Annotated in this window: 27 protein-coding genes; 10 read left to right on the forward strand and 17 right to left on the reverse strand. The window is 72.6% G+C overall.

What is annotated here, in order from left to right:
* Positions 1-22 precede the first annotated feature (22 nt).
* Positions 23-1,273: an MFS transporter gene (locus tag EDD30_RS17080; RefSeq protein WP_071806869.1), complete on the reverse strand. Its 1,251-nt coding sequence runs from the start codon at positions 1,271-1,273 to the stop codon at positions 23-25.
* A gap of 59 nt (positions 1,274-1,332) precedes the next feature.
* Positions 1,333-1,959 (reverse strand): pyridoxamine 5'-phosphate oxidase, encoded by a 627-nt coding sequence (pdxH, locus tag EDD30_RS17085; protein WP_211277862.1) that lies wholly within the window; start codon positions 1,957-1,959, stop codon positions 1,333-1,335.
* 203 nt (positions 1,960-2,162) lie between these two features.
* On the opposite strand from pdxH, the gene EDD30_RS17090 reads away from it, so the two are divergent.
* Together EDD30_RS17090 and serC are read left to right on the forward strand one after the other, a co-directional pair.
* Positions 2,163-3,269: a citrate synthase 2 gene (locus EDD30_RS17090; RefSeq protein WP_071806844.1), complete on the forward strand. Its 1,107-nt coding sequence runs from the start codon at positions 2,163-2,165 to the stop codon at positions 3,267-3,269.
* Positions 3,270-3,299: 30 nt separating this feature from the next.
* The gene (gene serC, locus EDD30_RS17095; RefSeq protein ID WP_071806843.1) at positions 3,300-4,421 is read left to right on the forward strand and encodes a phosphoserine transaminase; all 1,122 of its coding nucleotides are present in this window, start codon (positions 3,300-3,302) and stop codon (positions 4,419-4,421) included.
* Here the strand turns inward: serC and EDD30_RS17100 are convergent.
* Positions 4,408-4,854, reverse strand: a complete 447-nt coding sequence (locus EDD30_RS17100; protein WP_071806842.1) for a GNAT family N-acetyltransferase — start codon at positions 4,852-4,854, stop codon at positions 4,408-4,410. The two genes, serC and EDD30_RS17100, sit on opposite strands and share 14 nt — an antisense overlap.
* A 185-nt stretch (positions 4,855-5,039) precedes the next feature.
* Here EDD30_RS17100 and sepH point away from each other — a divergent pair, with 185 nt between their 5' ends.
* Entirely contained in the window at positions 5,040-6,119 is a 1,080-nt protein-coding gene (sepH, locus tag EDD30_RS17105) for a septation protein SepH (protein ID WP_071806841.1), read from the forward strand.
* A 1-nt stretch (position 6,120) separates the two neighbouring features.
* Here the strand turns inward: sepH and thpR are convergent, their stop codons facing one another.
* From thpR to EDD30_RS17120, 3 genes are all read right to left on the reverse strand, one after another.
* Complete coding sequence (gene thpR, locus EDD30_RS17110) at positions 6,121-6,600, reverse strand: RNA 2',3'-cyclic phosphodiesterase (RefSeq protein WP_071806840.1); 480 nt, start codon at positions 6,598-6,600, stop codon at positions 6,121-6,123.
* A 9-nt stretch (positions 6,601-6,609) separates the two neighbouring features.
* Positions 6,610-7,056: a hypothetical protein gene (locus EDD30_RS17115; protein ID WP_170208274.1), complete on the reverse strand. Its 447-nt coding sequence runs from the start codon at positions 7,054-7,056 to the stop codon at positions 6,610-6,612.
* Between the two features lie 73 nt (positions 7,057-7,129).
* Positions 7,130-8,434: a CynX/NimT family MFS transporter gene (locus tag EDD30_RS17120; protein ID WP_123678330.1), complete on the reverse strand. Its 1,305-nt coding sequence runs from the start codon at positions 8,432-8,434 to the stop codon at positions 7,130-7,132.
* 22 nt (positions 8,435-8,456) lie between these two features.
* Between EDD30_RS17120 and EDD30_RS17125 the strand changes: the two genes are divergently transcribed.
* The gene (locus EDD30_RS17125) at positions 8,457-9,131 is read left to right on the forward strand and encodes a FadR/GntR family transcriptional regulator (protein WP_071806668.1); all 675 of its coding nucleotides are present in this window, start codon (positions 8,457-8,459) and stop codon (positions 9,129-9,131) included.
* 4 nt (positions 9,132-9,135) lie between these two features.
* Here EDD30_RS17125 and EDD30_RS17130 read toward each other — a convergent pair whose 3' ends face one another.
* From EDD30_RS17130 to EDD30_RS17140, 3 genes are all read right to left on the reverse strand, one after another.
* Complete coding sequence (locus EDD30_RS17130; RefSeq protein ID WP_071806669.1) at positions 9,136-10,446, reverse strand: MFS transporter; 1,311 nt, start codon at positions 10,444-10,446, stop codon at positions 9,136-9,138.
* Between the two features lie 68 nt (positions 10,447-10,514).
* The gene (locus EDD30_RS17135) at positions 10,515-10,958 is read right to left on the reverse strand and encodes a MarR family winged helix-turn-helix transcriptional regulator (RefSeq protein WP_071806670.1); all 444 of its coding nucleotides are present in this window, start codon (positions 10,956-10,958) and stop codon (positions 10,515-10,517) included.
* Positions 10,959-11,045: 87 nt separating this feature from the next.
* Positions 11,046-12,548: an NCS2 family permease gene (locus tag EDD30_RS17140; protein WP_071806671.1), complete on the reverse strand. Its 1,503-nt coding sequence runs from the start codon at positions 12,546-12,548 to the stop codon at positions 11,046-11,048.
* A gap of 249 nt (positions 12,549-12,797) precedes the next feature.
* Between EDD30_RS17140 and EDD30_RS17145 the strand changes: the two genes are divergently transcribed.
* Complete coding sequence (locus EDD30_RS17145; protein WP_071806680.1) at positions 12,798-13,010, forward strand: DUF2530 domain-containing protein; 213 nt, start codon at positions 12,798-12,800, stop codon at positions 13,008-13,010.
* A 129-nt stretch (positions 13,011-13,139) separates the two neighbouring features.
* Here EDD30_RS17145 and EDD30_RS17150 read toward each other — a convergent pair whose 3' ends face one another.
* On the reverse strand, positions 13,140-14,015 hold the full coding sequence (locus EDD30_RS17150) for a DUF3027 domain-containing protein (protein ID WP_342353764.1): 876 nt from the start codon (positions 14,013-14,015) through the stop codon (positions 13,140-13,142).
* Between the two features lie 164 nt (positions 14,016-14,179).
* Between EDD30_RS17150 and EDD30_RS17155 the strand changes: the two genes are divergently transcribed.
* From EDD30_RS17155 to EDD30_RS17165, 3 genes are all read left to right on the forward strand, one after another.
* On the forward strand, positions 14,180-16,198 hold the full coding sequence (locus tag EDD30_RS17155; protein WP_071806673.1) for an MFS transporter: 2,019 nt from the start codon (positions 14,180-14,182) through the stop codon (positions 16,196-16,198).
* Positions 16,195-16,980 carry a futalosine hydrolase gene (locus EDD30_RS17160; RefSeq protein WP_084556565.1) on the forward strand — a complete coding sequence of 262 codons (786 nt, stop codon included), beginning with the start codon at positions 16,195-16,197 and terminating at the stop codon, positions 16,978-16,980. Before EDD30_RS17155 ends, EDD30_RS17160 begins: the two co-directional genes overlap by 4 nt.
* A gap of 117 nt (positions 16,981-17,097) precedes the next feature.
* A complete protein-coding gene (locus EDD30_RS17165; RefSeq protein ID WP_071806674.1) occupies positions 17,098-17,916 on the forward strand; it encodes a 1,4-dihydroxy-6-naphtoate synthase in 819 nt (272 codons plus the stop codon).
* Between the two features lie 48 nt (positions 17,917-17,964).
* Here EDD30_RS17165 and EDD30_RS17170 read toward each other — a convergent pair whose 3' ends face one another.
* The 3 genes from EDD30_RS17170 to EDD30_RS17180 form a co-directional block, all read right to left on the reverse strand.
* Complete coding sequence (locus EDD30_RS17170) at positions 17,965-18,351, reverse strand: cold-shock protein (RefSeq protein WP_071806675.1); 387 nt, start codon at positions 18,349-18,351, stop codon at positions 17,965-17,967.
* A gap of 61 nt (positions 18,352-18,412) precedes the next feature.
* Positions 18,413-19,024, reverse strand: a complete 612-nt coding sequence (locus EDD30_RS17175; protein WP_071806676.1) for an HAD family hydrolase — start codon at positions 19,022-19,024, stop codon at positions 18,413-18,415.
* Positions 19,021-19,230, reverse strand: a complete 210-nt coding sequence (locus EDD30_RS17180; protein ID WP_071806677.1) for a hypothetical protein — start codon at positions 19,228-19,230, stop codon at positions 19,021-19,023. Before EDD30_RS17180 ends, EDD30_RS17175 begins: the two co-directional genes overlap by 4 nt.
* A gap of 84 nt (positions 19,231-19,314) precedes the next feature.
* Here EDD30_RS17180 and EDD30_RS17185 point away from each other — a divergent pair, with 84 nt between their 5' ends.
* Positions 19,315-21,747 carry a helicase-associated domain-containing protein gene (locus EDD30_RS17185; protein ID WP_123678331.1) on the forward strand — a complete coding sequence of 811 codons (2,433 nt, stop codon included), beginning with the start codon at positions 19,315-19,317 and terminating at the stop codon, positions 21,745-21,747.
* A 50-nt stretch (positions 21,748-21,797) separates the two neighbouring features.
* A complete protein-coding gene (locus EDD30_RS17190; RefSeq protein WP_071806682.1) occupies positions 21,798-23,459 on the forward strand; it encodes a DNA repair helicase XPB in 1,662 nt (553 codons plus the stop codon).
* 7 nt (positions 23,460-23,466) lie between these two features.
* On the opposite strand, the gene EDD30_RS17195 is transcribed toward EDD30_RS17190, so the two are convergent.
* From EDD30_RS17195 to ligD (EDD30_RS17210), 4 genes are read right to left on the reverse strand one after another with little or no spacing between them, the layout of a single operon-like run.
* Positions 23,467-24,312 carry an HAAS signaling domain-containing protein gene (locus EDD30_RS17195; protein WP_123678332.1) on the reverse strand — a complete coding sequence of 282 codons (846 nt, stop codon included), beginning with the start codon at positions 24,310-24,312 and terminating at the stop codon, positions 23,467-23,469.
* The gene (locus EDD30_RS17200; protein WP_071805113.1) at positions 24,309-24,650 is read right to left on the reverse strand and encodes a PadR family transcriptional regulator; all 342 of its coding nucleotides are present in this window, start codon (positions 24,648-24,650) and stop codon (positions 24,309-24,311) included. The genes EDD30_RS17195 and EDD30_RS17200 overlap by 4 nt, the downstream gene beginning before the upstream one ends.
* A 42-nt stretch (positions 24,651-24,692) precedes the next feature.
* Positions 24,693-25,664, reverse strand: a complete 972-nt coding sequence (gene ligD / locus EDD30_RS17205) for a non-homologous end-joining DNA ligase (RefSeq protein ID WP_084556351.1) — start codon at positions 25,662-25,664, stop codon at positions 24,693-24,695.
* A complete protein-coding gene (ligD, locus tag EDD30_RS17210; protein ID WP_071805112.1) occupies positions 25,657-26,607 on the reverse strand; it encodes a non-homologous end-joining DNA ligase in 951 nt (316 codons plus the stop codon). Before ligD (EDD30_RS17210) ends, ligD (EDD30_RS17205) begins: the two co-directional genes overlap by 8 nt.
* Positions 26,608-26,645: the final 38 nt, after the last annotated feature.

Consider the following 26,645-nt stretch of genomic DNA (forward strand, 5'->3'; position numbering starts at 1 on the left):
GCGCTCGGTCATGCAGAGGACATTATCGGTTCGCCGGGATGTCAGCCGGGGGACGGTATCGGCCGAGTGCGGGAAAGGCGAGGGCCAGCACCACGGCCAGCCCGGCAGCGGCGAAGCCACCACCCACCCAGGACGCCACGGGTCCGGTGACGTCCGCGGTGGCGCCCGCGCGCAGGTCGCCCAGCCGCGGGCCGCCGGCCACGACGACGGTGAAGACGCCCTGCAGACGGCCGCGCAGCCGGTCCGGCGCGTACACCTGCAGGATCGACTGCCGGTAGACCGCGCTGACGAGGTCGGCCGCGCCGCCGACCGCGAGCAGCAACACCATCAGCCACAGCGAGCTCGCCAGCCCGGCGAGGCCGACCGCCACACCCCAGACGACCACCGCGACGACCAGCGCGACGCCCTGGCGCCGTACCCGGCCGATCCAGCCGGAGGTGAGGCCGCCGACCACCGAGCCGATCGCGATCGCGGCGAACAGCCAGCCGACCGCGGCGCCGCCGCCGAACCGGTCCTCGGCGATCTCCGGGAACAACGCCCGGGGCATCGCCAGCACCATCGCGATGATGTCGATGGCGAAGGAGAGCAGGAGTACCGGCTGGATGGCGAGGAACCGCAGGCCGTCCGCGATGCCGCGCAGTCCCGCGGTCGGCTTCTCGGCAAGGCCGTCCTCGTGCACCGGCGGGATGGGCGGCAGCTTGTACGCCGCCCAGAAGGAGATGGTGAAAAGCACGGCGTCCACCGCATACGCGATGGTGACGCCGGCGCCGGTCGACCAGGTGCCGAAGATGAGGCCCGCGGCGAGCGGCCCGAGCACCCCGCCCGCGGTCGTCGTGGTGTAGGCGAGGGTGTTGGCGGCGGGCACCAGCGCGGTGGGCACGATCCGCGGGATGATCGCCTGCCGGGTCGGCGAGCTGATCGCGAAACCCGCCGACTGCACGGCCGTGAGCACCAGCAGCAGCACACCGCTGCGCGCCCCGAGCAACGCCTGCACCAGCAGGCCGACGGTGGACAGCCAGGCCAGCGTCGAGCTGGCGAGCAGCAGCTTGCGCCGGTCCACCACGTCGGCGGCGGCGCCGCCCCAGAGACCGAAGATCAGCAGGGGTACGAGCCCGGCGATGCCGAGCAGGCCCACCCAGGCGGACGAGTGCGTGATCGCGAACATCTCGACGGGCACGGCCACCGCGGTGAACTGGAAGCCGAAGTAGGAGACTCCGTTGCCGATCCACATCCGCCGGTACGCGACCCCGCGCAGCGGCCGTACGTCGATCATCCAACCCTTGCCGTCCCGCTCCTCGACGACCTTCTCCGCCGCCTCCACGGGCTCCTGGCTCACGGGGCGAGCCGCTCGACGACCCATTTCCCGCCGGTGCGGCGGTAGCGCAGCCGGTCGTGCAGGCGATTGCTGCGTCCCTGCCAGAACTCGACGGTCTCCGGCACTACCCGTAGGCCGCCCCAGTGCGGCGGGGCGGGCACCTCGCCGTCGGCGCCGAAGCGCTCCACGGCGGCCTCGAGCCCCGCGTCGACGGCGGCCCGGTCCGGCACCACCCGGCTCTGCGGGCTCGCCCACGCGCCGAGCCGGGAACCCCGCGGCCGACTCGCGAAGTACGCCTCGGTCTCGGCCCGGTCCACCTTCTCCACGGCGCCGCCCACGATCACCTGCCGCTGCATGGCGAACCACGGGAACACCAGGCTCGCCTGCGGGTTCTCCAGCGCCTCGGTGCCCTTGCGCGACGTGTAGTTGGTGAAGAACACGAAACCACGCTCGTCGTAGTCCTTGAGCAGGACGGTCCGGGCGCTCGGCCGCGCGGCGGCGTCCGCGGTCGCCACGATCATGGCGTTGGGCTCGGGCAGCGCGTACTCCAGCGCCTCGGAGAACCAGCGGGCGAACTGCTCCGGCCAGGCCGCGGCCAGGTCGCTCTCGAGCAGCGCCCCGCGCTCGGTGTAGTCGCGCCGCATCGCGGCGGGCAACGGTTGTTCCGGCGTCACATGCGTTCCTTTTCCGAGATCGACCCAACGAACCTAAGTCGTGTACGCCGCCGCGTCCCCTCCGGGAGGATAGGTGTCGCAGACAGCACATTCCCGCGGGTCGACCGACCGGTCACCGGCGGGCAAGATGAGACACCCACGGCTTCGACCAGCCGGACTCCCCAGGAGGCGTCGTGTCCGATTTCAAGCCGGGCCTGGAGGGCGTCGTCGCCTTCGAGACCGAGATCGCCGAGCCCGACAAGGACGGCGGCTCCCTGCGCTACCGGGGAGTCGACATCGAGGACCTCATCGGGCAGGTGTCCTTCGGCAGCGTCTGGGCGCTGCTGGTCGACGGGCGGTTCGGGCCCGGGCTGCCGCCGGCCGAGCCGTTCCCGGTGCCGGTGCACTCCGGCGACATCCGGGTCGACGTGCAGTCCGCGGTCGCGATGCTGGCGCCGTACTGGGGGCTCTCCCAGCTTCTGGACGTCGACGACGACCAGGTCCGCACCGACCTGGCCCGGGTGTCGGTGACCGCTCTGTCGTTCGTGGCCCAGGCCGCGCGCGGGCTGGGCCTGCCGGCCGTGCCACAGAAGGACATCGACAAGGCACAGACGATCGTCGAGCGCTTCATGAAGCGGTGGCGGGGCGAGCCGGATCCCCGGCACGTCAAGGCGGTCGACGCGTACTTCATCTCCGCCGCCGAACACGGGCTCAACGCCTCCACTTTCACGGCACGGATCGTCGCGTCCACCGGTGCGGACGCCGCCGCCTGCATCTCCTCCGGCATCGGCGCCCTCTCCGGGCCGCTGCACGGCGGAGCGCCCTCCCGCGTGCTGCACATGATCGAGGCCGTCGAGCGCAGCGGCGACGCCGAGGGATACGTCAAGGGCGTCCTCGACCGCGGCGAGCGCCTGATGGGTTTCGGCCACCGCGTCTACCGCGCCGAGGACCCGCGGGCCCGGGTGCTGCGCCGGACGGCCCAGGAGCTGGGCGCGCCCCGATTCGAGGTGGCCGAGGCGCTGGAACGCGCCGCCCTCACCGAACTGCAGGCGCGCAAGCCCGACCGCGTCCTGGCGACCAACGTGGAGTTCTGGTCCGCGGTCGTGCTCGACTTCGCCGAGGTCCCGGCGCACATGTTCACCTCGATGTTCACCTGTGCCCGGGTGGCCGGGTGGAGCGCGCACATCCTGGAGCAGAAGAAGCTCGGCCGCATCGTGCGGCCCAGCGCGCGCTACGTGGGACCGCCCGCCCGCAAGCCCCAGGACGTGGAGGGCTGGGACGCGGTCCCGCATAATCTGTAATCGCTTCGCCACCGAGGAGAAGGACCCCCCGTGACTGATCCGATCCGCATCCCCGACGACCTCAAACCCGTCGACGGCCGGTTCGGTTCCGGCCCGAGCAAGGTGCGCCCGGAGGGCGTCGAGGCACTCGCCCGGCTGTCCACCACCTTCCTCGGGACGTCGCACCGGCAGCAGACGGTGAGGCGGCAGGTGGCCCGCCTGCGCACCGGGATCGGGGAGTTCTTCTCCCTTCCGGACGGCTACGAGGTGGTCATCAGCAACGGCGGCACCAGCGCCTTCTGGGAGACCGCCACCTTCGGACTGGTCCGCGACAAGGCCCAGTTCGCCGAGTTCGGCGAGTTCGGGGCCAAGTTCGCCAAGGCGGTCGCCGACGCACCCTTCCTCGCTGAGCCGACCGTGCACCGGGCGCCGGGCGGCAGCGCGGCCTACCTGAGCGCCGAGCCGGGCGTCGACGCGTACGCGAGCGTCCACAACGAGACGTCGACCGGCGTCGCCGTGCCGGTCAAGCGGGTCGCGGGCGCCGACCCGGGCGCGCTGCTGCTGACCGACGCCACCTCGGGCGGCGGCAGCCTGGACGTCGACCTCACCGAGACCGACGTCTACTACCTCGCGCCGCAGAAGGCGTTCGGCTCCGACGGTGGGCTCTGGATCGCGCTGATGTCGCCGGCGGCGATCGAGCGGGCGCACGAGATCAAGGCGTCGGGCCGCTACATCCCGCAGTTCCTCGACCTGGTCACCGCCATCGAGCAGTCCCGGCTCGAGCAGACGTACAACACCCCGGCGCTGGCCACGGTCTTCCTCGCCGCCGAGCAGATCGACTGGATGAACGCGCAGGGCGGCCTCGGCTGGGCGACCAAGCGCAGCGCCGAGAGCGCGGCGGCCATCTACGGCTGGGCGGACCGCTCCGACGTGGCCTCCCCGTTCGTCACCGATCCGGCGCTGCGTTCGCACGCGGTCGCCACGATCGACTTCGCCGAGGGTGTGGACGCCGCCACGCTCGCCAAGGTGTTGCGCGCGAACGGGATCGTGGACACCGAGCCGTACCGCAAGCTGGGCCGCAACCAGTTGCGGGTGGCGCTCTACCCCACCGTGGACCCGGCGGACGTCGAGGCGCTCACCCGCTGCATCGACTTCGTCGTCAGTCGCCTGTGATCTTGCGGGCCATGACGATCTCCCCGTCGTCGATCTCCCCGGTCTCGGCGAAGCCCGCGGAGAGGTAGAGCCCGCGGGCCCGGTCGTTGGACGGCACGAAGCTGAGCCGTACGGTATGGGCCCCGTGCTCGCTCGCGGCGAACGCGACGGCGGCCTCGAGCGCCTGCCGGCCCAGCCCGCGACCCTGGAACCGGTGGTCGATCATGAGGCGGACGAGGACGTGCTCGCCCGGGTTGTCGCCCGGATGCAGCAGCACGAAGCCGACCAACTCCCCGTCCGCGTAGACGGCGCGCGGCTCGGCGTCCGGATAGATGTGGGTCTCGGCGATGCCGACGACGTTCGGCGCCACGAAACCGGACTGGTCGGGAGCGACCTCCAGCTTGATGACGGCGCGGAAGTCGTCCTTGGTCACCGGGCGGAGTTCGACGGTCATGCCGCCTTTCTAGGACCCGCGCCGCGCCACGGCAAGGCGATATCCGTTGAAGATCATCTTCGCTGGTCAATGACTTCGACGGCGTGGCATACCACCATCGGGTGACCGAGGCGCGTACCGTGTTCCGAAACGCGCCCGGGTGGCTGACTCTCGGGAACAGGCCAGCGACGGGACGGAGGCAACGCATGCGGCCGGTACGCTTCGTCGCCCTCTCCGAGGACGGTCAGGCCCTGGTGCTCGCCGACGAGGTCGGCCGGCTCCTGGCACTCCCCATCGACGACCGCGTCAGCGGCGCCCTGCATCACGAGGGCGGCGGCGGCACCGTGACGCCGAACAGCACCGCGGTGGCACTGACCGGCGAATCGATGGCCACACTGTCCCCGCGGGACATCCAGGCACGGATCCGCTCGGGCGAGTCCGCCGAGGACGTCGCGCGCGTCGCGGGCGTGCCGGTCGACCGGGTCCTGCGCTACGCCGGCCCGGTTCTGCAGGAACGGGCCATGCTCGCGCAGCACGCCCGCCGCACCCGGCTGAAGACATCGGACTCCGGTGCGCCGCTGGCCGAGGTGGTCGACAGCCGGCTCGCCCAGCACGGCATCGACACGGAGAAGATCTCCTGGGACGCGTTCCGCCGCGACGACGGCACCTGGCGCATCATCGCCACCTGGCCGTCCGGCAAGGCCACCGCGCAGGCGGTCTGGGACCTGGACAAGGGCCGCCAGGTGGTCGCGCCGCACGACGACATGGCGCAGTATCTGTGCGCCGAGCGGCCCACCCAGATCCTCGGCCAGGAGCCCGCCCCCGAGCGCGGCGGGCACGAGCGCGGCGGGCACGGCCTGCCCGGCCCGACCCGGACGGCGGAGCCCGGCCGCGCCGGTCGCGGACTGTCGACGGATGCGCCCCGCCCGGTCCGCGATCCGATCCGTGCCGGACGCGACGCCCTGCTGGCCTCACTCGACCGTCCGCTGGGCGGCGAACGTCCCGGCCGCGGCCTCGAGCCGGCCGCACCGGAAACCCGCCGCCCGGTCGCGGGTGGCGCCGCGGCGCTGCTCGGCGGCGGCGCCGGCTCGGCCTTCGACGACGACGCGGACCTGCCCAAGGAGGTCCCGGCGGTGCCGAGCCTGGCCGTCCTCCGGCCGCGCCGCACCGTCGGCGCCCAGCCCGGCGAATCCGAGGCGGAGGAGCCGGCGAAGCCCCGCAAGCGCCTCCCGAGCTGGGACGACGTGTTGTTCGGCGGCGGCCCGGCCGCCCGCGAGAGCTCCTGAGCTACCAGGTCCGCAGCGTGGTGTAGGCGCCGTCCGGCTCCACGCGCACCAGCGCGATCTCGCCGAGAGTCCACGAAGGCCCGGCATAGCCGTCGAGAGCCTGCCGTACGGCGTCGTCGCTCGCGTACGAGACGGTCAGATGCGGCGTGTACGGACGACCGTCCGGCGACACCCCGACGCCCCGCGCGGCCGCCCGGACCGCCTCGTTGAGGTCGCCGAGCTCACCCTCCACTCCGGCCCAGATCACCCTGCCGCCGAAGTCACCGCCACCCCGCAGGCGCAGCTCACGCCCGCGCGGCACGGTCACGCGAGCGAGGGCCTCCTCCAGCGCGGGCCGGCATTCCTCGCTCACCTCGCCGAGGAATGCGAGCGTCACATGCCATTTCTCGATCGCTGTCAGGCCTTGCCGGCCCGGTCCGAGTCGCTGCCACAGGTCCTTGCGGACGTCGTCCGGAGGATAGATCGCCACGAAAAGCCGCACGCCGTGACCCTAGCGGAGACGCATCCCCGCGGCCCGCAGCTCCTCCTCGACCCGCATCCGCTCCAGATCGAGGTCCATCCCGTCGAGCACGGCCAGGTGGTGCGGCAGGCCGAGGGCCTCGCTGGCCAGGGAGAGCCGGTGATCGTACGCCCGCATCACCGCGGCCAGCCAGGCGGCGGACTCGACGGTGGGACCGCCGCGTCGCTGCCGCGCCAGGCGCCGCAGGTCGGCGGCCAGTTCCTCGACGCCGGGGCGGGACACCGGCGGCGGCGCGAGCGGGCCGTCGGCATTGAGCCGGCGATCGAGCCGGCGCAGGGCGTGAACGTCGCGCCCGCCCCGGGTCCGAAGGCGACGCCAGGGAAGAGCGTCCGCGCACGCCACGATGGCGACCGCGCACGGAAGGAACAACAACGCCAGGAGCGCCGCCACCACCATCATCATGTGCGTGATGCCCACGGCATGACGCTAGGCGGTCGCGGACCGGGACCGAGAGGGCCGTTCGGATGACTGGGTCTGCCAGCTTCCGCGATCAGCCGATCCGGCGGTCACGGCCGGCGAGGTAGCCGGCGACCATCTGGGGCACCATGAGCGCCGCCATGAGCGCGAGTGGCACCCGCCAGCTTCCGCTGTGCTGGTAGAGCGCGCCGACGACGACCGGTCCGGGGATCGATAGCAGATATCCGGTGCTCTGCGCGAAGGCGGACAGCCGGGCCACGACCGCGGCGTCCCGACCCCGCAGCGCGATCATCGTCAGTGCGAGCGGGAACGCGCAGTTCGAGATGCCCAGCAGGATCGACCACACCCAGGGCGCCGCGGCGGGCGCGACACAGAGCCCGGCGAAGCCGGCCAGGCCGAAGAGCCCCAGCCCGACGGCGATCCCACTCTGGCGCGGCAGCCGGCCCGCCACCGCGGAGAGCCCGAACGACAACGGCACTCCCAGCAGCGCGATCACGGCGAACAGCAGACCCGCGGTGCTCGCCGACAGCCCTGCGTCCCGGAAGACCTGGGGAAGCCAACCCATGATCACGTACGCGTTGGTGGATTGCAGCCCGAAGAAGACCGCAAGCGCCCAGGCCACGGGCTCGCGCCACAGACGCGGCGCCGGCCCGGCCGGCCGAGCGGCCGTCCCCTGTCGCGGATGGGCGCCGGTGCGGACGCGCGCAAGGCGGACCCACAGGGGCAGGGCCAGCGCGGCCGCCACCGCCCAGACGCCGAGGCCGAGCCGCCAGTCCCCGCCGAACGCCCCGGTCAGCGGCACGGTGACCGCGGCGGCGGCGGAGGCGCCCAGATTGAGTGCGACCGAGTACAGGCCCGTCATGGCACCGACCCGGTCGGGGAACCACTGCTTGACGACGACGGGCAGCAGCACGTTGGCGAGCGCGATCCCGGCGAAGGCGAGCGCGGTCAGCGCCAGGAAGAGGGGCGTGCCGCCGGCCCAGGGGCGCACCGCGAGCCCGAGCGCCAGCGCCGTCGCGCCGACCGCGACCGCTCCGGCCGTCCCCCACCTGCGGGCGAGCAGGGGCGCGGTGGAGCCGATCACCGCGAAGCAGAGCGCCGGCACGGAGGTGAGCAGACCGGCGACCGTGGCGCTCATGCCGAGGCTCTCGCGCACCTCGGCGAGCACCGGCCCCAGGCTGGCCACGGCCGGCCGCAGGTTGATCGCCGCGAGCACCAGCGCGGCGACGGCCAAGCCTCGACCGCGAACGGCGAAAAGACCGCGGCGGGGCGAAGCACCGGGGTCGCCACCGCTGACGACGTCGGCGTGACCGGCAGAACTACCCATCCCGGCGGAACTGCTGCCGATAGAGGAATGGCCGGTGCTGGTCAACGTCATGGACCGATCATAGAATCATGGGATGAATCTGGGTCCCGTGCCGAGAGCGGAATCACTGTCCGGCCGCGTGATCGCCGAGCTGCGTCACCAGATCACCTCGGGCGCCTGGCCGGTCGGTCACCGCATCCCCACCGAGCTCGAGCTGGTCACCCAGCTCGGTGTGGCCCGCAACACCGTCCGCGAGGCGGTACGCGCCCTCGCCCACAACGGCCTCCTGGACATCCGGCAGGGCTCGGGCACCTACGTCGTGGCCACCAGCGAGCTGGCCGGCGTCATGCAACGCCGGTTCGCCACCGCGGACCCCGCGCACGTGCGCGAGCTGCGCGGCACGCTCGAGGCGGCCGCCGCGGCCTTCGCGGCCCGCCGGCGCACCGACGACGACCTCGACCGGCTGGAGACCCTGTACGCCCGGCGGGAGCAGGCCTGGACCATGGGCGAGCGGGACGCCTTCGTCGACGCCGACGCCGCCTTCCACCAGGCCGTGGTGGCGGCTTCCCACAACGAGGTGCTGATCGAGCTGTACGCCGACCTCGGTCAGGTGATCAGGGAGTCGCTGCGGGGCCATTTCGGGGCCTCGCTGAGCCCGGACGAATACAAGGAGCACCACACCCTGCTGGAGGCGATCCGCGCCGGAGACGCCGCGGTCGCCACCGCGGAAGCTGCCTCGTACACGTCATCCTGCGATACCCCCCACTGAGCGGTCAGGCGGCGACGGCGGGCCGATCCTCTTCCTCCGCCGCCGGGGTGCGGATCAGGGTCAGGCGAGGCCGCGGGTCGGCCTGTACGCTCAGCCGGTCACCGCTGGCCCGCAACTGCCAGAGCAGCGCCGCGGCCGTCGCCACCAGGCAGACGATGCCCGCCGCCCAGATGCTCGACGGCACCCCGAAATGCTCGCCCCACCAGCCGGCCAGCGTGGCGCCGGCCGGCGTCGTGCCCAGGAAGACCAAGACGTACAGCGCCATCACACGGCCCCGGTAGCGCGCGTCCACGCCCATCTGCACCCGGTGGTTGCAGGCCTGGGCCAGGTAGATCGAGAAGAAGCCGGTGGGCACGAGCAGGATCATCGCGACGGCGAACGTCGGCGCGAAGCCCACCGCCACCTCGAAGACGCTGAAGGCCAGGGCCGCGCCGAGCACCCGGTAGGCGCCCGGCCTGGTGCGCCGCCCGCTGCCGGCGAGCGCCCCGACGAGCGCCCCGGCCGCCAGAGCCGTGGTCAAAAGGCCGAAGGACGACGGGCCGGCGTGGAAGTGGATCTTCGCGAGGGCGGCCAGCGTGACCGGGAAGTTGAAACCGATCATGCCGATGGCCGCCATGAGCCCGATCGGCAGCAGCAGATCCTGCCGCTTCCAGACGTACCTGAGACCGTCGACGATCTTCGCATCGCCGGCCTTGACCGGCTTGCCGGAGCGGTGCAGGTCGGCCGGGCGCATCCGCCAGTAGCTGAACACCGGCGCGATCGCCAGCACCGTGGCGATGAGGAACACCGGGCCGGTGCCGAACAGCGCGAGGGCGACGCCGGCCAGCGCCGGACCGCCGATGCGTGCGGTGTTGAAGGTCGCCGCGGACAGCGCCAGCGCGTTCGGCAGCAGCGGCAGCTCCACCAGCTCGGACACGAACGCTTGCCGGACCGGGGTCTCGATGGCGCTGGCGGCGCCCAGGAGCAGGGCGAACAGGAACACGTGCCAGAGCACGACGACCCCGACGGCCACGAGGGCGGCGAAGACGATCGCGGTGACCGCGAAGATCGCGTTGGCGACGATCAGCAGGGCGCGCTTGTCGTACCGGTCGGCGAGCTTGCCGCCCCAGAGGGTCAGTAGCAGCACCGGGATGAACTGCAGGGCGGTGACCATGCCCAGGGCACCCGGCGAGTTGCCGGAGAGGTCGAGCACCAGCCAGTCCTGTGCGGTGAACATCATCCATACGCCGACCAGCTTCACGAGCTGACCGGTCGAAAAGATCCGGTAGTTACGAACCTGCAGGGACCTGAAAGTCGTGCTCAGCACTGCCCGCACTCGGCTGCGCCTCCTCCTCGGTCGTACGCGTCATCGCCATGTGACGGCAGCGACAGGAGGCGGGTCGGTCAGGACCGGGCGACCTGCTGCAGGATCCGCGCGGCCCGTTCGAGCGTGTCGCGTTCCTCGGGGGTGAGCTCGGCCAGCTTTTTCGCCAGCCACTCGTTGCGCGCCTCTTCGAACTGCGCGTAGACGACCCGGCCCCGCTCGGTCGCCATCAGGAAGACCTGGCGGCGATCGGTCGGGTGGGGCGTACGCGCCACGAGGCCGCGCTCCTCCAGCTTGCCGACGATCTTGGTCATCGTCGGCGGCTGCACCCGCTCCACGTCGGCGAGCTCACGAGGAGTCAGCGGCCCGGAGAGCTGAAGGCTGGTCAGCGCCGAGAGCTGGCTGAACGTGAGATCCCCGATGGGCCGGGCCTGGCGCACCCGGCGGCCCAGCCGGGTGATCGCCTCGCGCAGCGAGATGGCCAGTTGCTCGGCTGTCATGCGCTCCGCCACCGACCGCTCCATCACGTTGCTTAGCCTAGCTAATGAGCTAGGCTAACGACATCGAATTCGCCTATGACCGTAGTCACCGGGCACGGTAACGCACCCGCCTCAGAAGAGGGCGGACTCCAGCGGGCCACGAAGGAAGTACAGGACGAAGAGCACGGCCACGCCGTACAGCAACGGCCGCACCTGCCGGGCCTTGCCGACGGCGAGCTTGATGACGACGTACGAGACGACGCCCGCGCCGATGCCGTTCGAGATCGAGTACGTGAACGGCATCAGCGTGATGGCCAGGAACGCGGGAATCGCGATCTCGGGATCCGTCCAGTCGATCTGCCGGACCGCCGTCATCATCAGGAAGCCGACCACCACCAGCGCCGTGGACGCCGCCTCGAACGGCACCACCGTGACCAGCGGCGCCAGGAACATCGCCAGCAGGAACAACACGCCCGTGACGAGGTTGGCGACGCCCGTACGCGCGCCCTCGGCGACACCCGACGCGCTCTCGATGAACGAGGTGTTGCTGGACACACTCGCCGCACCACCGGCCGCCGCGGCGACGGAGTCGACCAGCAGGATCTCCCGCGTGCGTGGCGGCATGCCCGCAGCGTCCAGCAGCCCACCCTCCTGACCCACGGCCACCATCGTGCCCATGGTGTCGAAGAAGTCCGTGATCAGCAGCGTGAACACGAACATGATGACGACCAGCCAGCCGGCCCGACTCCACGAGTCCAGCACGTTGAACTGGCCCAGCAGCGACAGGTCCGGAAGGTCCAGGATCTTGTCCGGCAGCGTGGGGACGTTCAGCGCCCAGCCGTCGGGGTTCGGCTTGCCATCGACGAAGGAAGGACCGACGTGAGCGATCGCCTCGACGATGACGGCCAGCACCGTCGTCGCCAGGATGCCGATCAGGATCGCACCCTTCACCCGGCGGACGAAGAGGATCAGGGTGAACAGCAGGCCCAGGCAGAAGACCAGCAGCGGCCAGGTCGTCAGCTTGCCGCCGATGCCCAGCTCGACCGGCACGGTCGTGCCCGAGGCGTCCGGGATGCGCCGGACGAACCCGGCGTCCACCAGGCCGATCATCATCAGGAACAGGCCGATGCCGACGCCGATCGCGGTCTTCAACGGGGTCGGCACGGCACGGAACACCGCGGTCCGCAGCCCGGTCAGCACCAGCACGCCGATCACCACACCCTCGATGACCACCAGACCCATCGCGTCGGCCCACGTCATCTCGGGTGCGATCTCGTACGCCACCAGCGCGTTCACGCCCAGCCCCGCCGCGAGCGCCAGCGGGAACCGGGCCACGACGCCCATCAGGATCGTCATCACGCCGGCGACCAGGGCCGTACCGGCGGCGAGCGCGGTCACCGGCAGCCGCGCGCCGGTCGCGTCCACGCCCGCGGCCAGGATCAGCGGGTTGAGCACCACGATGTAGGCCATCGTGAAGAAGGTCGCGAACCCGCCCCGGACCTCCCGCCCCAGCGTCGAGCCGCGGGCCGAGACCTGAAAGAAGCGATCGAGACCATTGCGAGGGGTAGGCCCGCTCCGCTCCGGAGGAGAGGCGGTGGGGGACTCGTCGTTCGCGCTTGCGGAGGCAGTGGACATGAGGGCCCTTCCACGCGGAGCAGCAAGGTGTCACGCGCATCGAAGCAGAAGGAGGGGCCCGACAGAAGATCGGGACTGTTACAACTGTCACGACTGCCCACGGGCGATCTCCCGGGACGTACCCTCATTCACGTGGCCGACCCGTCCCCCGCCCCGCGCACAGCCTCCCCCACCGCCGAGGAGTCGCACGTGCCCGGGCTGGACGCGGTCACCGGCACCAAGCCGCGGCCGGAGCCTCTCGACCCGCCGATGGTGCCCTTCGCCCTGGCCGGCATCGCGGCCTTCGCGGTCGCGGGCGTGATCCTGCTCCTCGCCGACGCCCCGGACGACTGGCTGTGGACCTGCCTGGCGGGCCTGCTCCTCGGCATCCCGGGCTTGATCACGATGCTCAGGCACGACGCCCATCGGCGCCGCCGCCGCGCCCTGACCCACCCCGAATTCCGCGTCAACAGCCAGGGCTGAACCCCGCCGGGCTCCGGCACTCGCCGGGCTCCGGCACTCGCCGGGCTCCGACACTCGCCGGGATCGGGCCCCGCCGGGTGACGACCCGCAGGGTGTCACCGCTCGGCGTCGGCCTCGCGGGCGCGTACCTCAGCTATGGCCGTAGTCCTCGCCGGGCTCGCTGGCCTCCACCGAGCCGTGACCTCGGCTCACCGCCACCGCCTCGACCTCGCTGTCGTCGTAGACCGTCGGCAGCTCCTCGACCGGCTGCTCCGCCGCGCCGAGCAGCGCCTCCGAGTGCGCGCCGCACCCGTGGTCGGCGCTGACCGCCCGGGCATCGTCGGGGGCGTACAGGTTGCCGCAGACGCCGAACATCGTCCGCATGGAGCCGGCGAGCGGCAGGTAGAAGCCGCACGTGCCGCAGCGGGCGTTGCGGGGGGCGGCAGTGGCGATCGGGGCGTCCGGGCCGGAGTCGCCCTCGTACCACCGCTGGGCGGTCTCCATGCGGCCCTCGAGGGACATCACCCGGGACCGGCCGAGCCCGAGCTCCCAGGAAACGGCCTCGACCGCGGCGTCGTCGCTGAGCACATAGCCGGGAGCGAGCCGGTCGTCGTCGGGAGCGGTGGGCATGAGGTCGCCGACGCCGAGGTCGCCCGGCTGCACCCGCTCGTTCCACGGCACCCAGCCCGGGGCCATCAGCGCGTCGGGGCCGGGCAGCAGCACGGTCTCGCAGACGGTGACGTGCCGCGACCGGGGCACGCGGGTCACGGTGACCGCCCACCGCCAGCCCTGATATCCGGCCAGGTGGCTCTCGAAGAAATGGGTCACGACCCGGTCGCCCTCGGCCACCGCCTCGAGGTGTTCACCGATGTCGGCCTGGTCCACATCGGTGATGGCACCCCGCGCCACGCCGACCGCATCGGCGCAGACCTGGTCGAGTCGGGCGGCACGGTTCGCGGCGGTCCTGGTCGTCACCGGGCCATTGTCCCCCACCGGCCAACCTCCGTGACAACGACTCCCCCACATAAGTGTCCACAGCCCCCGAGCGCTCACTGCCGCGCTCCGGACGCACCCACCGAGGAGCCGGCCGCGCGCGCGAGGCCGAGCGCGGACGCCGTGCCGGTGAGACGGTCGACGCACCGACGGTGGGGGAGGCGACGCGAGTCGCCCCGATGCGACAGGATGGGGCGATGCCGCTGCTTCCCACGATCGGACGCACCGTCGGCACCGGCGTCAAGGCCATGCGGATGCTGGTGCGAGGCGGGCTGCGCGGCAGCGCGTGGGCGACCCGCCGGGTGGGCGACGCCCGGGCCCGTGGCGCGGCCGGGGAGATCGGCATGATCCGCCTCTTCGACCTGCACGCGCTCTCCTGCGCCGGGGACACCCTGATCGCCATCGGCCTGGCCGGGACGATCTTCTTCAATGTGCCGCTGGGCGAGGCGCGCAGCAAGGTGGCGCTCTACCTGCTCATCACGATGGTGCCGTTCGCGCTGCTGGCACCCGTGGTGGGCCCGCTGCTCGACCACTTCCGGCACGGCCGGCGATATGCCCTCGCCACGGCGATGCTCGGCCGCGCGTTCCTGGCATACGTCATCTCCGACAATTTGCTCGGCTGGGGACTCTATCCGGCGGCGTTCGGCGTGCTCGCGCTCTCCCGTGCGTACGGTGTGGCCAGGTCCGCGGCCGTTCCCCGCCTCCTGCCGGAAGGCGTCGGTCTTTCCCAGGTGGGCGCCCGGGCCAGCGTCTACGGCACCTTCGCGGGCGCGGTGGTGGCGCCGATCGGCCTGCTCGCGTTCAAGATCGGTCCGCAGTGGCCGCTGCGGGTCTCGTCGGTCATCTTCCTGGTCGGCATGGTGATCGCGCTGCGCCTGCCGCCGCGGGCCGACTCGGATCCCCCCGAGGAGGTGCCCCGCCCGTTCCGCACCGTGCTGCGCCTGCGCCGCGGTCCCGACCGGCCGCTGTCGGGCAGCCTGGTCGTGGGCACCCTGATCGGCAGCGCCAGCTTCCGTTGTCTGTACGGCTTCCTGCTGCTCTATCTGGCCTTCGCCGTGAAGGCGCAGGGGCTCGGCACCGACCTCTTCGGGCGAGACATCGGCAGCCAGGGCGCCGTGGCCCTGGTCGGGGGCGCCCTGGCGGTCGGCACGTTCCTCGCCACCGCGATCGGCACCCGGCTGCGCATCCGCCGCCCGGCGGCCCTGCAGTCGAGCGGCCTGACCATCACTGCCGCCGTGGCGGTGCTGACGGCGCTCTTCTTCACGCTGCCCATGGTGGCGCTGCTGTGTCTGGTGGCGTCCGTCTTCAGCGGCATCTCGAAGCTCGCGGTCGACGCCAGCATCCAGGAACGGGTCCCGGAACGCCTGCGAGCCAGCGCATTCGCCCACTCGGAAACCGTCCTGATGATCGCCTGGGTGATCGGCGGCGCGGTCGGCATCATCCCCCTCGACGGGCGCCTGGGCATCGCCGTCGCCGCCCTCTTCGCGCTGGCCGCGGCGATCCGAGGCACCATCGTGGCAACCCGCCTGCGCGGCGAACGCCTCCACGGACGCCCTGACCTCGCCGCCGAGGACACCGTCACCGTGGAGCAACCGGCAACGACCGGCGAACCGCCTACCCAGCCGATCCCCACAGGCCCAGGAGCGTCGCCACCACCCGCGCCACCACACCCGGCCGGCCCGCCGACACCCCACCCGGCAAGCCGGCCCGTCTCACGGCAGACGGCCGGACTGCCCACGTCGCCGCACCCGGCAAGCCCGCCCACTCCACCGCACGCGGCGGGACTGCCCACCTCGCCGCCCTCGGAGGCACCGGCGGCCTGGGCGCGACAATCCGGCGCGATGACTCCGGACGGCGGCGCGATGAGTCCGGACGGCGGCGCGATGAGTCCGGACGGCGGCCGGCCGACGGGCCCGAGGGAACACCCGCCCACAGCCCCGGCGTCCGGCCCGCCCGCACCCCCGCTGCCGAGGAAACCGACCGGCCGCAGGCGCCGCTTGTTCTCCCGCTCCAGCGCCACGAACGGCGAGCCGTTGCCCACCCAGCCATCGGAAGCCCTCACACCGCCGATGGCGACACCCGGGCCTGCGCCCGATCAGCCCTCGGCGCCGGAACAACCGCGCGACGACGACCTCGCCCCGCCCGGCTTCCACATCTACCGGCCCTCGTCCGCCACCAGCGGCGACAGCTCCCAGCCCGACGAGGCCGGACGGTGACGGCGGCGCGCCTGCTGATCGTCACCGCGGTCGAGGCCGAGGCCGCCGCCGTCCGGGCCGGGATCAATCCCGCCGAAACCCCCACCACCGCGGCCGGAACCGATCCCGTCACGGTCGACGCCACAACGGCCGGAGGCGATCCCGCCGCGGTCGACGCCACAACGGCCGGAGGCGATCCCGCCGCGGTCGACGCCACAACGGCCGGAGGCGATCCCGCCGCGGTCGACGTCGCGGCGGTCGGGGTCGGCCCTGCGGCCGCGGCCGCGGGCACCGCCCGCCTCCTGGCCCTTGCCGAGGCTCGCGGCCTCCCCTACCGGGCGGTGATCAGCGCCGGAATCGCGGGCGGTTTCGCCGGGCGGGCGGAGGTCGGCGCGGTCGTACTCGCCGCCCGCAGCATCGCCGCGGATCTCGGTGCCGAGACGCCCGACGGCTTCCTGCCCGTCGAGGAGCTCGGCTTCGGCAGCAGTGTCGCCGAGGCCGACGCCGACCTGCTCGCGGCCCTGTCGTCCGCCCTGCCGCACGCCGTCATCGGTGACGTGCTGACCCTCGCCACGGTCACCGGCACCGCCGGGACGGCCGCGGCCCTGAGCGCACGCTTCCCCGCCGCGGTCGCCGAGGCGATGGAGGGTCACGGCGTGGCCTGCGCGGCACGGGCCGCGGGGGTGCCCTTCGCCGAGCTGCGGACCATCTCGAACCCGATCGGCCCGCGCGACCGGGCCTCCTGGCGTCTCAAGGAGGCATTCTCCGCCCTCACCGACGCCGCCGCGAAGGCCTGTGGATAACTCTGTGGACAGCATCCCGGAACGCCCCGCTCGCGGCGGGACGCGGGCGGGAGGTGTGGCGATGGAGACACCGTCCGGTACGGGCTTCCCACGACCCTCGTCGTTACCGTGACAGACGTGGCGCTATCTCTGGCGGTCTCGCCCTGCCCCAACGACACCTTCGTGTTCCATGCCCTCGTGCACGGCCTGATCCCCGGCGCGGCGACCGTCGACCTGACGTTCGCGGACGTCGACGTGACGAACACCGCCGCGGAGCGCGGGGAGTTCGACCTGGTCAAGGTCAGCTACGCGGCGCTGCCGTGGTTGCTCGGCGACTATGAGCTGCTGCCCTGCGGCGGCGCGCTGGGCCGAGGCTGCGGCCCGCTGGTGCTCACCCGGCACGGCCACGACGGCGACCTCACCGGCGCCACCGTCGCGGTCCCCGGCGATCGCACGACGGCGTACCTGCTCTTCCGCCTCTGGTCGCGGGGCAACGCCCCGAAGCGCATCGAAGTGGTCCCGTTCGACCGGATCATGCCGGGCGTGGCCGACGGCACGTACGACGCCGGCCTGGTGATCCACGAGGCGCGGTTCACCTATCCGCGCCACGGCCTGACGGCGCTCGCCGATCTCGGCGAATGGTGGGAATCGGACACCGGCCTGCCCATCCCGCTCGGTGCGATCCTGGCGCGCAAGGGCGTCGTCGACCCGCGGGCCGCCACGGAATGGATCCGCACCTCGGTGAGCATGGCCTGGGCCGATCCCGACGCGAGCCGGGAGTTCGTCCTGGCCCACGCGAACGAGATGGAGCCCGGCGTGGTCGATCAGCACATCGCGCTCTACGTCAACGAGTTCACCCTCGACCTGGGCAGAGAGGGTCTCGCGGCGGCGGACGCCCTGCTGGGCCGGGCCGCCGCGGCAGGACTCACGCCCGCGGTGCCCACTCTGCTGAGCTGACACGAGAAAGGCCGCCCCGAGGGGCGGCCTTTCTCGTCTCGTGCGGCGTCAGACCTCGAGCTCGCGCGCCACCGCGTGCACGAGCTGGGCGACCTTCTGCGCCGTCCGCTTGTCCGGATAGCGGCCGCGCCGCAGGTCCGGCTGGACCTTCGCCTCCAGCACCTTGATCATGTCTTCCACCAGGCCGTGCAGCTCGTCGGCCGGCCGGCGCCGCAGCTCGGCCACCGACGGCGGGGCGTCCAAGACCTTCACGCCTAGAGCCTGGGCTCCCTTACGGCTGTCCACCACCCCGAACTCGACGCGCTGACCTGCCCGCAGGTCGGCGACCCCGGACGGCAGTGCGCCTTTGGGCAGGAACACGTCCCCGCCCTCGTCGCTGGTGACGAACCCGAACCCCTTCGCCGCGTCGTACCACTTCACTCGACCCGTGGGCACGCTGACCTCAACCTCACTCAATGGACTCGATTGCTCACGGCTAGGTTATCGAGCGGCCGGGTCAGGACCCAACCGTAATCTCGTCGAGCAGAACGGACAGCCCGGTCAGGTCGGGGAGCACGTACGCCGCTCCCGCCCCGGCCAGGTCCTCCGGCGTACAGGGACCGGTCGCCACGCCGATGCCCGGGACCCCGGCCGTGTTCGCCGCGACCATGTCGGCCACATGGTCGCCCACGTACCAGCGCACGCCGTGTTCGGTGAGCGCCGCCGCCTTGCCCTCGGCGAACAGGTCACCCGCCAGCTCGTCATATTTCATGCCGAGGTGGGCGAGGTGCAGCGCCGCGAGGCGGCCCAGCTTGGAGGTGACCACCACGACCCGAAAACCCCGTTCCCGTACGGCAGCCAGCGCAGCGATCGCCCCCGGCATGGGCACGGTCGGCGCGATGGCGTGGTCCGGGTACAGAGCCCGGTAGGTGGTCACTGCCTCTTCCACGTCCGTCTCGGGAAACCACTCCCGCAACTCCGTCCGCAACGGCGGCCCGAGCCGGGTGACCGCGAGATCGGCGTCGACGTGCACGCCGGTCCTCGCGGTCAGCGCCCGGTAGGCCGCGCGGATCCCGGGTCGGGAGTCGATCAAGGTCATGTCCAGATCGAACCCGACCGCGGGACTCACGGGGTGGTGGTCGGCGTGTAGGTCAGGCGCTCCACCGGCAGCGGGAAGGTCTGGTCGTCACCGAACGGCGAGGGGCCGCCGGCCCGGTCGCTCACCAGCTCGGACACGGCGAGGTGCCCCTCCTTGACCGAGGACTCCCGGCCCGGCTTCTGGGTGGCCCGGCCGGCCGGAACCGCCGTACCCGGCATCTTGTTGCTTGCCCCCACAGGTCACTCCCCTTGGTCTCTCCGTCGGCCCGGCCACGCCCCGGACCCCCGCCAATCGTCCCATGGCGGCTAGCGTTGACTGCGATGGCCACCGCATTCGCCGACCAGCTCCGGTCGCTTTCCGACGACGCCCTGGGCGCGCTCATCCAGTTGCGTCCCGATCTCGTCGTACCCGTGCCGTCCGACGTCTCCGCGCTCGCCGTCCGCGCCCAGTCCCGGGGTTCGGTGGCTCGCTGCCTGGACGGCCTGGACGAGTTCACCCTCGCGGTCCTCGACGCGGCGCGGCTCAGCCGCGCCGAGGACACGGCGCTGACCTCGGTCTCCGCCATCCTGGCGCTGGCCTCCGCGGCGCCGGCCGACGACGTCCGGGTCGCCGTCGGCCGCCTGCGCAGCCGCTTCCTACTTCACGGTCCCGAGGAGGCCCTGCAGGTGGTCGGCGCGGTCGACGAGGTCACCTCGCCGTATCCGGCGGGCCTCGGCCGTCCGGCGGACTACCTGGACGCGCAGGCGGCGGCACTCTGCGCGGACAAGGCCAAACTCCGCCGTACGGTGCTGGCCGCGCCCCCGGGCGCCCGGGCCGTGCTGGACCGCCTCGCGGCCGGTCCCCCGGTCGGCGCGCTGGCGTCGGGCGGCAGCGTCGCCGAGCCGGTGCGGTGGCTGATCGACAACCACATCCTGGTGCCGGTCACCGAGGCCGGTCGTGCCCCCCGCCCCGACGGTGAACTCGTCGAGCTGCCCCGGGAGGTCGGGCAGTTGCTCCGCCGGGACTCGGGACCACTCGGCCCGCTGCGCCCGCTGCCGCCGGCACCGGACGGGTCGGCCCGCGACCCGAAGTCCGTCGACTCGGCGGGCGCCGGCCAGGCCATGGAGGCCGTACGCACCACCGAGACGCTGCTGGAGGCCCTGTCGGTCGAGCCCGCCACGGTGCTCAAGACCGGCGGGCTGGGCGTACGTGATCTCAAGCGTCTCGCACGCACCGCCGGCCTCGACGAGCCCGCCACGGCTCTGCTGCTGGAGGTGGCGTTCGCCGCCGGCCTGCTCGGTGAGTCCGACGCGGCGGGTACCGGACGCGGCGTCACCACCAGCCGCGCGACCGGCACGGTGGACGAGATTTTCCTCCCCACCGGCGCCTACGACCTGTGGCGGGCGCTCAGCATCGCGCAGCGCTGGGAGGCGCTGGCCCACGCCTGGCTGGCCATGACCCGGCAGCCCGGCCTGGTCGGGCAGCGCGACGACCGCGACCGCCCGATCAACGCGCTGGCGCCCGACGCCGAGCGGGCGGGCGCCCCGCAGGCACGCCGGGAGGTTCTGGCCGCGCTGGCGGAGCTGTCCCCTGGTTCCGCCCCGCGCTCCGAGGAGTTGCTCGGCCTGCTCGCGTGGCAGGCGCCGCGCCGGGCCCGCGGGCGGGAGCAGGCGCACCGCGACGTTCTGGCCGGCGCGGCGACGCTGGGCGTGACCGGGCTCGGCGCGCTCACTTCGTACGGGCGGCTGCTGCAGGCCGGCGACGACCCGGACGAGCACGACCCGCTCGGCGCCGGACCCGGCGGCGACCTCATGCCGGGCGCGTCCGTTGCCGTCCGCGCCCTCGACGCGCTGCTGCCGGCCCCCGTGGACCACGTCCTCGTGCAGGCCGATCTGTCCGTCGTCGTGCCGGGGCCGCCGGAGCCGGAGCTGGCCGCGGAACTGGACGTCATCGCCGAACTGGAGTCGGCGGGCGGGGCGAGCGTGCACCGGGTCACCGCCGCCAGCGTCCGGCAGGCGCTCGACGTCGGCTACGCGGCCACCGACCTGCACGCGCTCTTCCGCCGCCGGTCCCGGACGCCGGTGCCGCAGGCGCTCACCTACCTGATCGACGATGCCGCTCGCAAGCACGGCGGCCTGCGTGCCGGTTCCGCCGGCTCCTACCTGCGCAGCGACGACGAGGCGCTGGTCGCGGAGGTGCTGGCGGACAAGCGCCTGGCCACGGCGTCCCTGCGCCGGCTCGCGCCGACGGTGCTGGTCAGCCCCCTGCAACTGGCCCGGCTGCTGGGCGCTCTGCGGGAGGCCGGCTTCGCCCCGGTCGCCGAGGACGCTGCGGGGGCGGCCGTACTGTCGCGGCCCAAGGTACGGCGGGCTCCCACCCGTACCCCGGTCTCTTTCCGGCTCGGCGATCAGGCCGGGCCCCCGACGCTGACCGGCCCCCTCCTGGCCGGGGTGGTCGAGCAGATCCGCCGCGGTGACGTCGCCACCCGCGCGGCCCGCCGCGCGCCGGTCACCGTCCGGGCCGCGACCGGGCAGAGCGTGCCGGGCCTCACCTCCGTGCAGGCACACACCCAGGCGATGGCGGTGCTGCAACAGGCCGTCCGGGACAAGGCCCGGGTCTGGGTCGGGTACGTCGATTCGCACGGCGCAACGCTGTCGAGGCTGGTACGCCCGGTGTCGCTGAGCGCCGGCTACCTGCGCGCGGAGGACGAGCGGACCGAGACGCTGCACACCTTCGCCCTGCACCGGGTGACGGCAGCGGTCCTGGAGGAGTGACGGACCGTGTCAGACTGGAGGGTCTTCTCTCGTTCGTGGAAGGGCTTCTGGTGAGCGGCGGACCCCTGATCGTGCAGTCCGACAAGACCCTGTTGCTGGAGGTCGACCACCCCGACGCCCAGGCCTGCCGGATGGCCATCGCGCCGTTCGCGGAGCTGGAGCGCTCGCCCGAGCACGTGCACACCTACCGGCTGACGCCGCTCGGGCTCTGGAACGCCCGGGCCGCCGGCCACGACGCCGAGGGTGTCGTGGACTCGCTGATCAAGTTCTCCCGCTATCCGGTGCCGCACGCCCTGCTGGTCGACGTCGCCGAGACCATGGACCGGTACGGCCGCCTCCAGCTCGTCAACGACCCCTCGCACGGCCTTGTCCTGCGCGGGCTGGACAAGATCGTCCTGATCGAGGTGGCGAAGAGCAAGAAGCTCGCCGGCATGCTGGGCGCCCGCATCGACGACGAAACCATCGTGGTGCACGCCTCCGAGCGGGGACGGCTCAAGCAGGCCCTGCTCAAGCTGGGCTGGCCGGCCGAGGACCTCGCCGGGTACGTGGACGGCGAGGCGCACCCGATCGAGCTCGCCGAGGACGGGTGGACGCTGCGGTCGTACCAGCAGGAGGCGGTCGAGGGCTTCTGGGCCGGCGGTTCCGGCGTCGTCGTGCTGCCCTGCGGCGCCGGCAAGACCCTGGTCGGCGCGGCCGCGATGGCCACCGCGAAGGCGACCACCCTGATCCTGGTGACCAACACCGTCGCGGGTCGCCAGTGGAAGCGGGAGCTGGTCGCCCGCACGTCGCTGACGGAGGAGGAGATCGGCGAGTACTCCGGCGAGCGCAAGGAGATCCGCCCGGTCACCATCGCGACGTACCAGGTCCTGACCGCCCGCCGCGGCGGCGCCTTCACCCACCTCGACCTGTTCGGCGCCCGCGACTGGGGACTGGTGATCTACGACGAGGTGCACCTGCTCCCGGCGCCGATCTTCCGCTTCACCGCCGACCTGCAGGCCCGTCGCCGCCTGGGCCTGACGGCGACCCTGGTCCGCGAGGACGGCCGCGAGGGCGACGTCTTCTCGCTCATCGGGCCCAAGCGCTACGACGCACCGTGGAAGGACATCGAGGCGCAGGGTTGGATCGCCCCGGCCGAGTGCACCGAGGTCCGGGTGACCCTGACGGACGCGGAACGCATGGCGTACGCGGTGACCGAGGCGGAGGAGCGCTACCGGGTCGCGGCCACCGCCCGCACGAAGCTGCCCGTGGTCCGCGCCCTGGTGGAGAAGCACGCGGGCGAGCAGACGCTGGTCATCGGCGGCTACATAGACCAGCTTCACGAGCTCGGCGAGTATCTCGACGCCCCGATTGTGCAGGGCTCCACCACCAACAAGGAGCGCGAGCGGCTGTTCGACGAGTTCCGCGCGGGGACGCTGCGGACGTTGGTCATCTCGAAGGTGGGCAACTTCAGCATCGACCTGCCGGAGGCGGCGGTGGCGATCCAGGTGTCCGGCACCTTCGGCTCGCGCCAGGAGGAGGCGCAGCGCCTCGGGCGGGTACTGCGACCGAAGGCGGACGGGCGCCAGGCCCACTTCTACACGGTCGTCTCCCGGGACACGATCGACACGGAGTACGCCGCGCACCGCCAGCGGTTCCTCGCGGAGCAGGGGTACGCGTACACGATCGTCGACGCGGACGACGTTCTCGGCCCACCCCTGCCCCGGATCGACTGAGGACCGCTTACTGCGTGGGTATCTCGATCGGGTCGGCCGGCCGCGGCGGCTCGGCCGGCACGACGGCGGGTCCGGGGTCCGTCTCACCGCTGGCGAGCAGGAAGCTACCGGCCAGGCAGCCGAGCACGAGGAACAGGACGAGCACGACGGCGCCGGCGATCGCCACGCGGATCCAGGCGCCGGAGTCCGGGCGATCGGCCGGAGCCGGAGGTGGTGGAGCAAGCGGCGGCCCGCCCACGAAGGGCGGTCCCGCGCCCGGTCGGCCGGGTCCACCCGGGCCGCGCAACGGACCGCCCGGCGGGAACGGGCCGGGCCGGGTCGGGCGCAGGTCTTTCGGCGGCGGCATGACCGAAGCGGACGCCGGCGGCACGACCGAGGCAGGCGCCCGCACGACCGAAGCGGACGCCGGCGGCACGACCGAGGCAGGCGCCCGCACGACCGAAGCGGGCGCCGGTGACGGCACGTCCGAGGCGGGCGCCGCCGCCCCGCCGATCGAGGCCGTCCGCTCGGCCCACCCGCTGAAGCGGGACGATGCCGCGAACGTCACCGTCCCGCCGGGCGCCACGGCCGCCGGGCCAGGCGCGGATCCCACCGCCGCCGCGGGGACCGCCGGCTGCGGCAGCCCGGCCTCCTCGTAAGCCGCCGCGGCCACCACCGCCGGCGCGCCGAGCCGCTCCAGGACGTGCAGGAGGTCGGCCTCCGACGAGACGCCGCGCTCGGCCCGCTCGGTCGCGATGTGCGCTTCGAGGTCGCCGAGCAGCTCCCGGCGTTGCAGCACGGGCAGGCCGTGCAGCCGCTGCTCGATCTCTTGCAGGTACTCGGCGACGACGACGTCGTACTGGTCGCTGCTCATTCCCCACCGGTCCCTACGAGACGGTCGACGGTTTGCCGAAAGGAAACCCATTCCGTGCGAAAGTGCGCCAGCGCCGACCGACCGCTGTCGGTGAGGGCGTAATAGCGCCGGGGCGGACCCGACGGCGACTCGCTCCATTTGCTGTCGAGCCAGCCGACGCGACGCAGCCGGGACAGCAGCGGATAGATGGTGCCCTCGGAGGCGGCGAGGTTCGTCTCGTCGCCGAAGCGGCGCACGATCTCCGTGCCGTACCGGTCCTCGTGCTCCACCATGGCGAGCACACAGAACTCCAGAGTTCCACGCCGCAGACCGGTCGAGAGCTGCGCGACGTCTGCCATGCGGCACACGGTACCTTGCGTCGCAAGGTACCTCAAGACGCCTTACGGCACCGGCGGCCCGGGCTCCATGAGATCCGCGAGCAGATCGCCGTACGCATCGACGCGCTCGAGCACCTCGCCCGCGCCGAACTGCCGGGCGGGCTCCTCGCCGAGCGCCATGGCCTCCACCTCTTCCCAGGTCAGCGGGGCGGAGGCGGTCGGCGATCCGAGGGCCCGCAGCGAGTACGGCGCCACCGTGGTCTTGGCCGCGGCGTTCTGGCTCCAGTCGATGAAGACCTTCCCGGGCCGGATGGCACGTGCCATCTTCGCCGTGATCGAGCCCGGCACCCGCGCCGACAGCTCCCCCGCCACCCGCTTGGCGTAGCCCGAGACGACCTCGGAGTCCTGAGTACCGGAGATGGGCACGCACAACTGCATGCCCTTCTTCCCGGAGGTCTTCGGGTACGCGCTCAGCCCGTCCTCGCCCAGCCGGTCGCGCATCAGCATGGCCACCGCGCAGCACTCCTGGAGCCCGGCCGGCGCGCCGGGGTCGAGGTCCACCACCATCAGGTCGGGATGCTCGCCGATCCGCCACTGTGGCGTGTGCAGCTCCAGGGACGCGAGGTTCGCCACCCAGACGAGGGTCGCCAGCTCGTCCACCACCACGAAGTCGATGGTCTCGCGGGACTTGGTCGAGCCGGGTACGGGCAGGGTCTCCAGCCGTACCCAGGAAGGGGTTCCTCCGGGGGCGTTCTTCTCGAAGAAGTGCGCGCCGTCGACGCCGTCGGGATACCGGATCCGGGTCAGCGCCCGGTCCCGCAGATGCGGCAGCAGCACCGGGGCAAGCCGTGTGTAGTAGTCGATGACCTCGCCCTTGGTGAACCCCGCCTCCGGATACATGAGCTTGTCGAGGTTCGACAGTTCGAGGTCGCGCCCCTCGATCTGGACGGCGATCCGATTCCCCGGTTTTTCCCTCGGTTTTCCGCCGCTCCCCGGTTTTTCCCTCGGTTTTCCGCCGCGGGAAAGCTCAGCCATCGTCGTCGTCCTCCACACATTCCGCGGGCGTCTTGTCCGGGCGTAGGCGCAGGAAGCGGGGGAACCGCAACCGCCCGTCGGGCGTACGGTTGCCGTAGCGCACCTCGACCACCAGCTCCGGGTTTACCCAGTGAGCGCCGCGCGCATCCTCCCTGGGCACCGCCCCGGCCGCGAACGGTGACTTCGTGCTCGCGATCGGCGCCAGCACGGACAGCAGCTCCTGCTCCGCGGCGGCGCCGATCCCCCCGCCGACCCGGCCCCGGAAGCGCAGCCCCCCGTCCGGCCCCGGTATCCCCACCAGCAGCCCGCCGAGCCGGCGGGCACCGGGCCGCCACCCGCCGATGACGTAGTCGCCGGTGCGGTCGAACTTGACCTTGACCCAGTCGCTCGACCGGGCGCCCGGCACGTACGGCGTGTCCAGCCCCTTGGCGACCACGCCTTCGAGGCTGTTCTCCCGCGCGGCCGCCGCGGTGGCGGGTCCGTCGGTGAAGACCGGCGGCACCATCCAGTGCCCCGAGCCGAGGTCGACCTCTTCGAGGCGAGCGCGCCGTTGCGAGTATGGGAGGTCGAGCAGCGACTCACCGGCGTATCGAAGAAGGTCGAAGACCATGTAGGTGACCGGTAGCGAGCCCGCCAGCCGGGCGGCCTTGCCCGCATCTCGGACGTGCATCCGCTCGGCCAGCGCGGTGAAGGACGGCCGCCCGGCCGCGTCGAGCACCACCATCTCCCCGTCGAGCAGCGAGTCCGGCGGCAGGGCCAGGGGTGCGATCTCCGGATAGGCGAGCGTCACCGACGTGCCCGAGCGCGCCCACAGCCGGGGTGCCCCACCCTCGAACGAGGCGAGGACCCGGACGCCGTCCCACTTGAACTCGTAGCTCCATCCGGCGCCGACCGGAAGGGGGCCCGCCGTGGCGAGCATGGGGGACAGCGGCGCACCCGGCACTCGATCACCTTAGGCAGAGACGAACACCTTACGCAGGC

This window comes from Couchioplanes caeruleus, from assembly GCF_003751945.1.
GTDB classification, from domain to species: Bacteria; Actinomycetota; Actinomycetes; order Mycobacteriales; family Micromonosporaceae; genus Actinoplanes; species Actinoplanes caeruleus.

Excerpts from the sequence above, each read along its gene's own strand:
- EDD30_RS17080 (WP_071806869.1), bottom strand. The coding sequence starts at position 1,273 with ATGATCGACGTACGGCCGCTGCGCGGGGTCGCGTACCGGCGGATGTGG.
- pdxH (WP_211277862.1), bottom strand. The coding sequence starts at position 1,959 with ATGCGGCGCGACTACACCGAGCGCGGGGCGCTGCTCGAGAGCGACCTG.
- EDD30_RS17100 (WP_071806842.1), bottom strand. The coding sequence starts at position 4,854 with ATGACCGTCGAACTCCGCCCGGTGACCAAGGACGACTTCCGCGCCGTC.
- sepH (WP_071806841.1), top strand. The coding sequence starts at position 5,040 with ATGCGGCCGGTACGCTTCGTCGCCCTCTCCGAGGACGGTCAGGCCCTG.
- EDD30_RS17120 (WP_123678330.1), bottom strand. The coding sequence starts at position 8,434 with ATGACGTTGACCAGCACCGGCCATTCCTCTATCGGCAGCAGTTCCGCC.
- EDD30_RS17125 (WP_071806668.1), top strand. The coding sequence starts at position 8,457 with ATGAATCTGGGTCCCGTGCCGAGAGCGGAATCACTGTCCGGCCGCGTG.
- EDD30_RS17135 (WP_071806670.1), bottom strand. The coding sequence starts at position 10,958 with ATGGAGCGGTCGGTGGCGGAGCGCATGACAGCCGAGCAACTGGCCATC.
- EDD30_RS17140 (WP_071806671.1), bottom strand. The coding sequence starts at position 12,548 with ATGTCCACTGCCTCCGCAAGCGCGAACGACGAGTCCCCCACCGCCTCT.
- EDD30_RS17145 (WP_071806680.1), top strand. The coding sequence starts at position 12,798 with ATGGTGCCCTTCGCCCTGGCCGGCATCGCGGCCTTCGCGGTCGCGGGC.
- EDD30_RS17150 (WP_342353764.1), bottom strand. The coding sequence starts at position 14,015 with ATGTGGGGGAGTCGTTGTCACGGAGGTTGGCCGGTGGGGGACAATGGC.
- EDD30_RS17155 (WP_071806673.1), top strand. The coding sequence starts at position 14,180 with ATGCCGCTGCTTCCCACGATCGGACGCACCGTCGGCACCGGCGTCAAG.
- EDD30_RS17185 (WP_123678331.1), top strand. The coding sequence starts at position 19,315 with ATGGCCACCGCATTCGCCGACCAGCTCCGGTCGCTTTCCGACGACGCC.
- EDD30_RS17195 (WP_123678332.1), bottom strand. The coding sequence starts at position 24,312 with ATGAGCAGCGACCAGTACGACGTCGTCGTCGCCGAGTACCTGCAAGAG.
- EDD30_RS17200 (WP_071805113.1), bottom strand. The coding sequence starts at position 24,650 with ATGGCAGACGTCGCGCAGCTCTCGACCGGTCTGCGGCGTGGAACTCTG.
- ligD (WP_084556351.1), bottom strand. The coding sequence starts at position 25,664 with ATGGCTGAGCTTTCCCGCGGCGGAAAACCGAGGGAAAAACCGGGGAGC.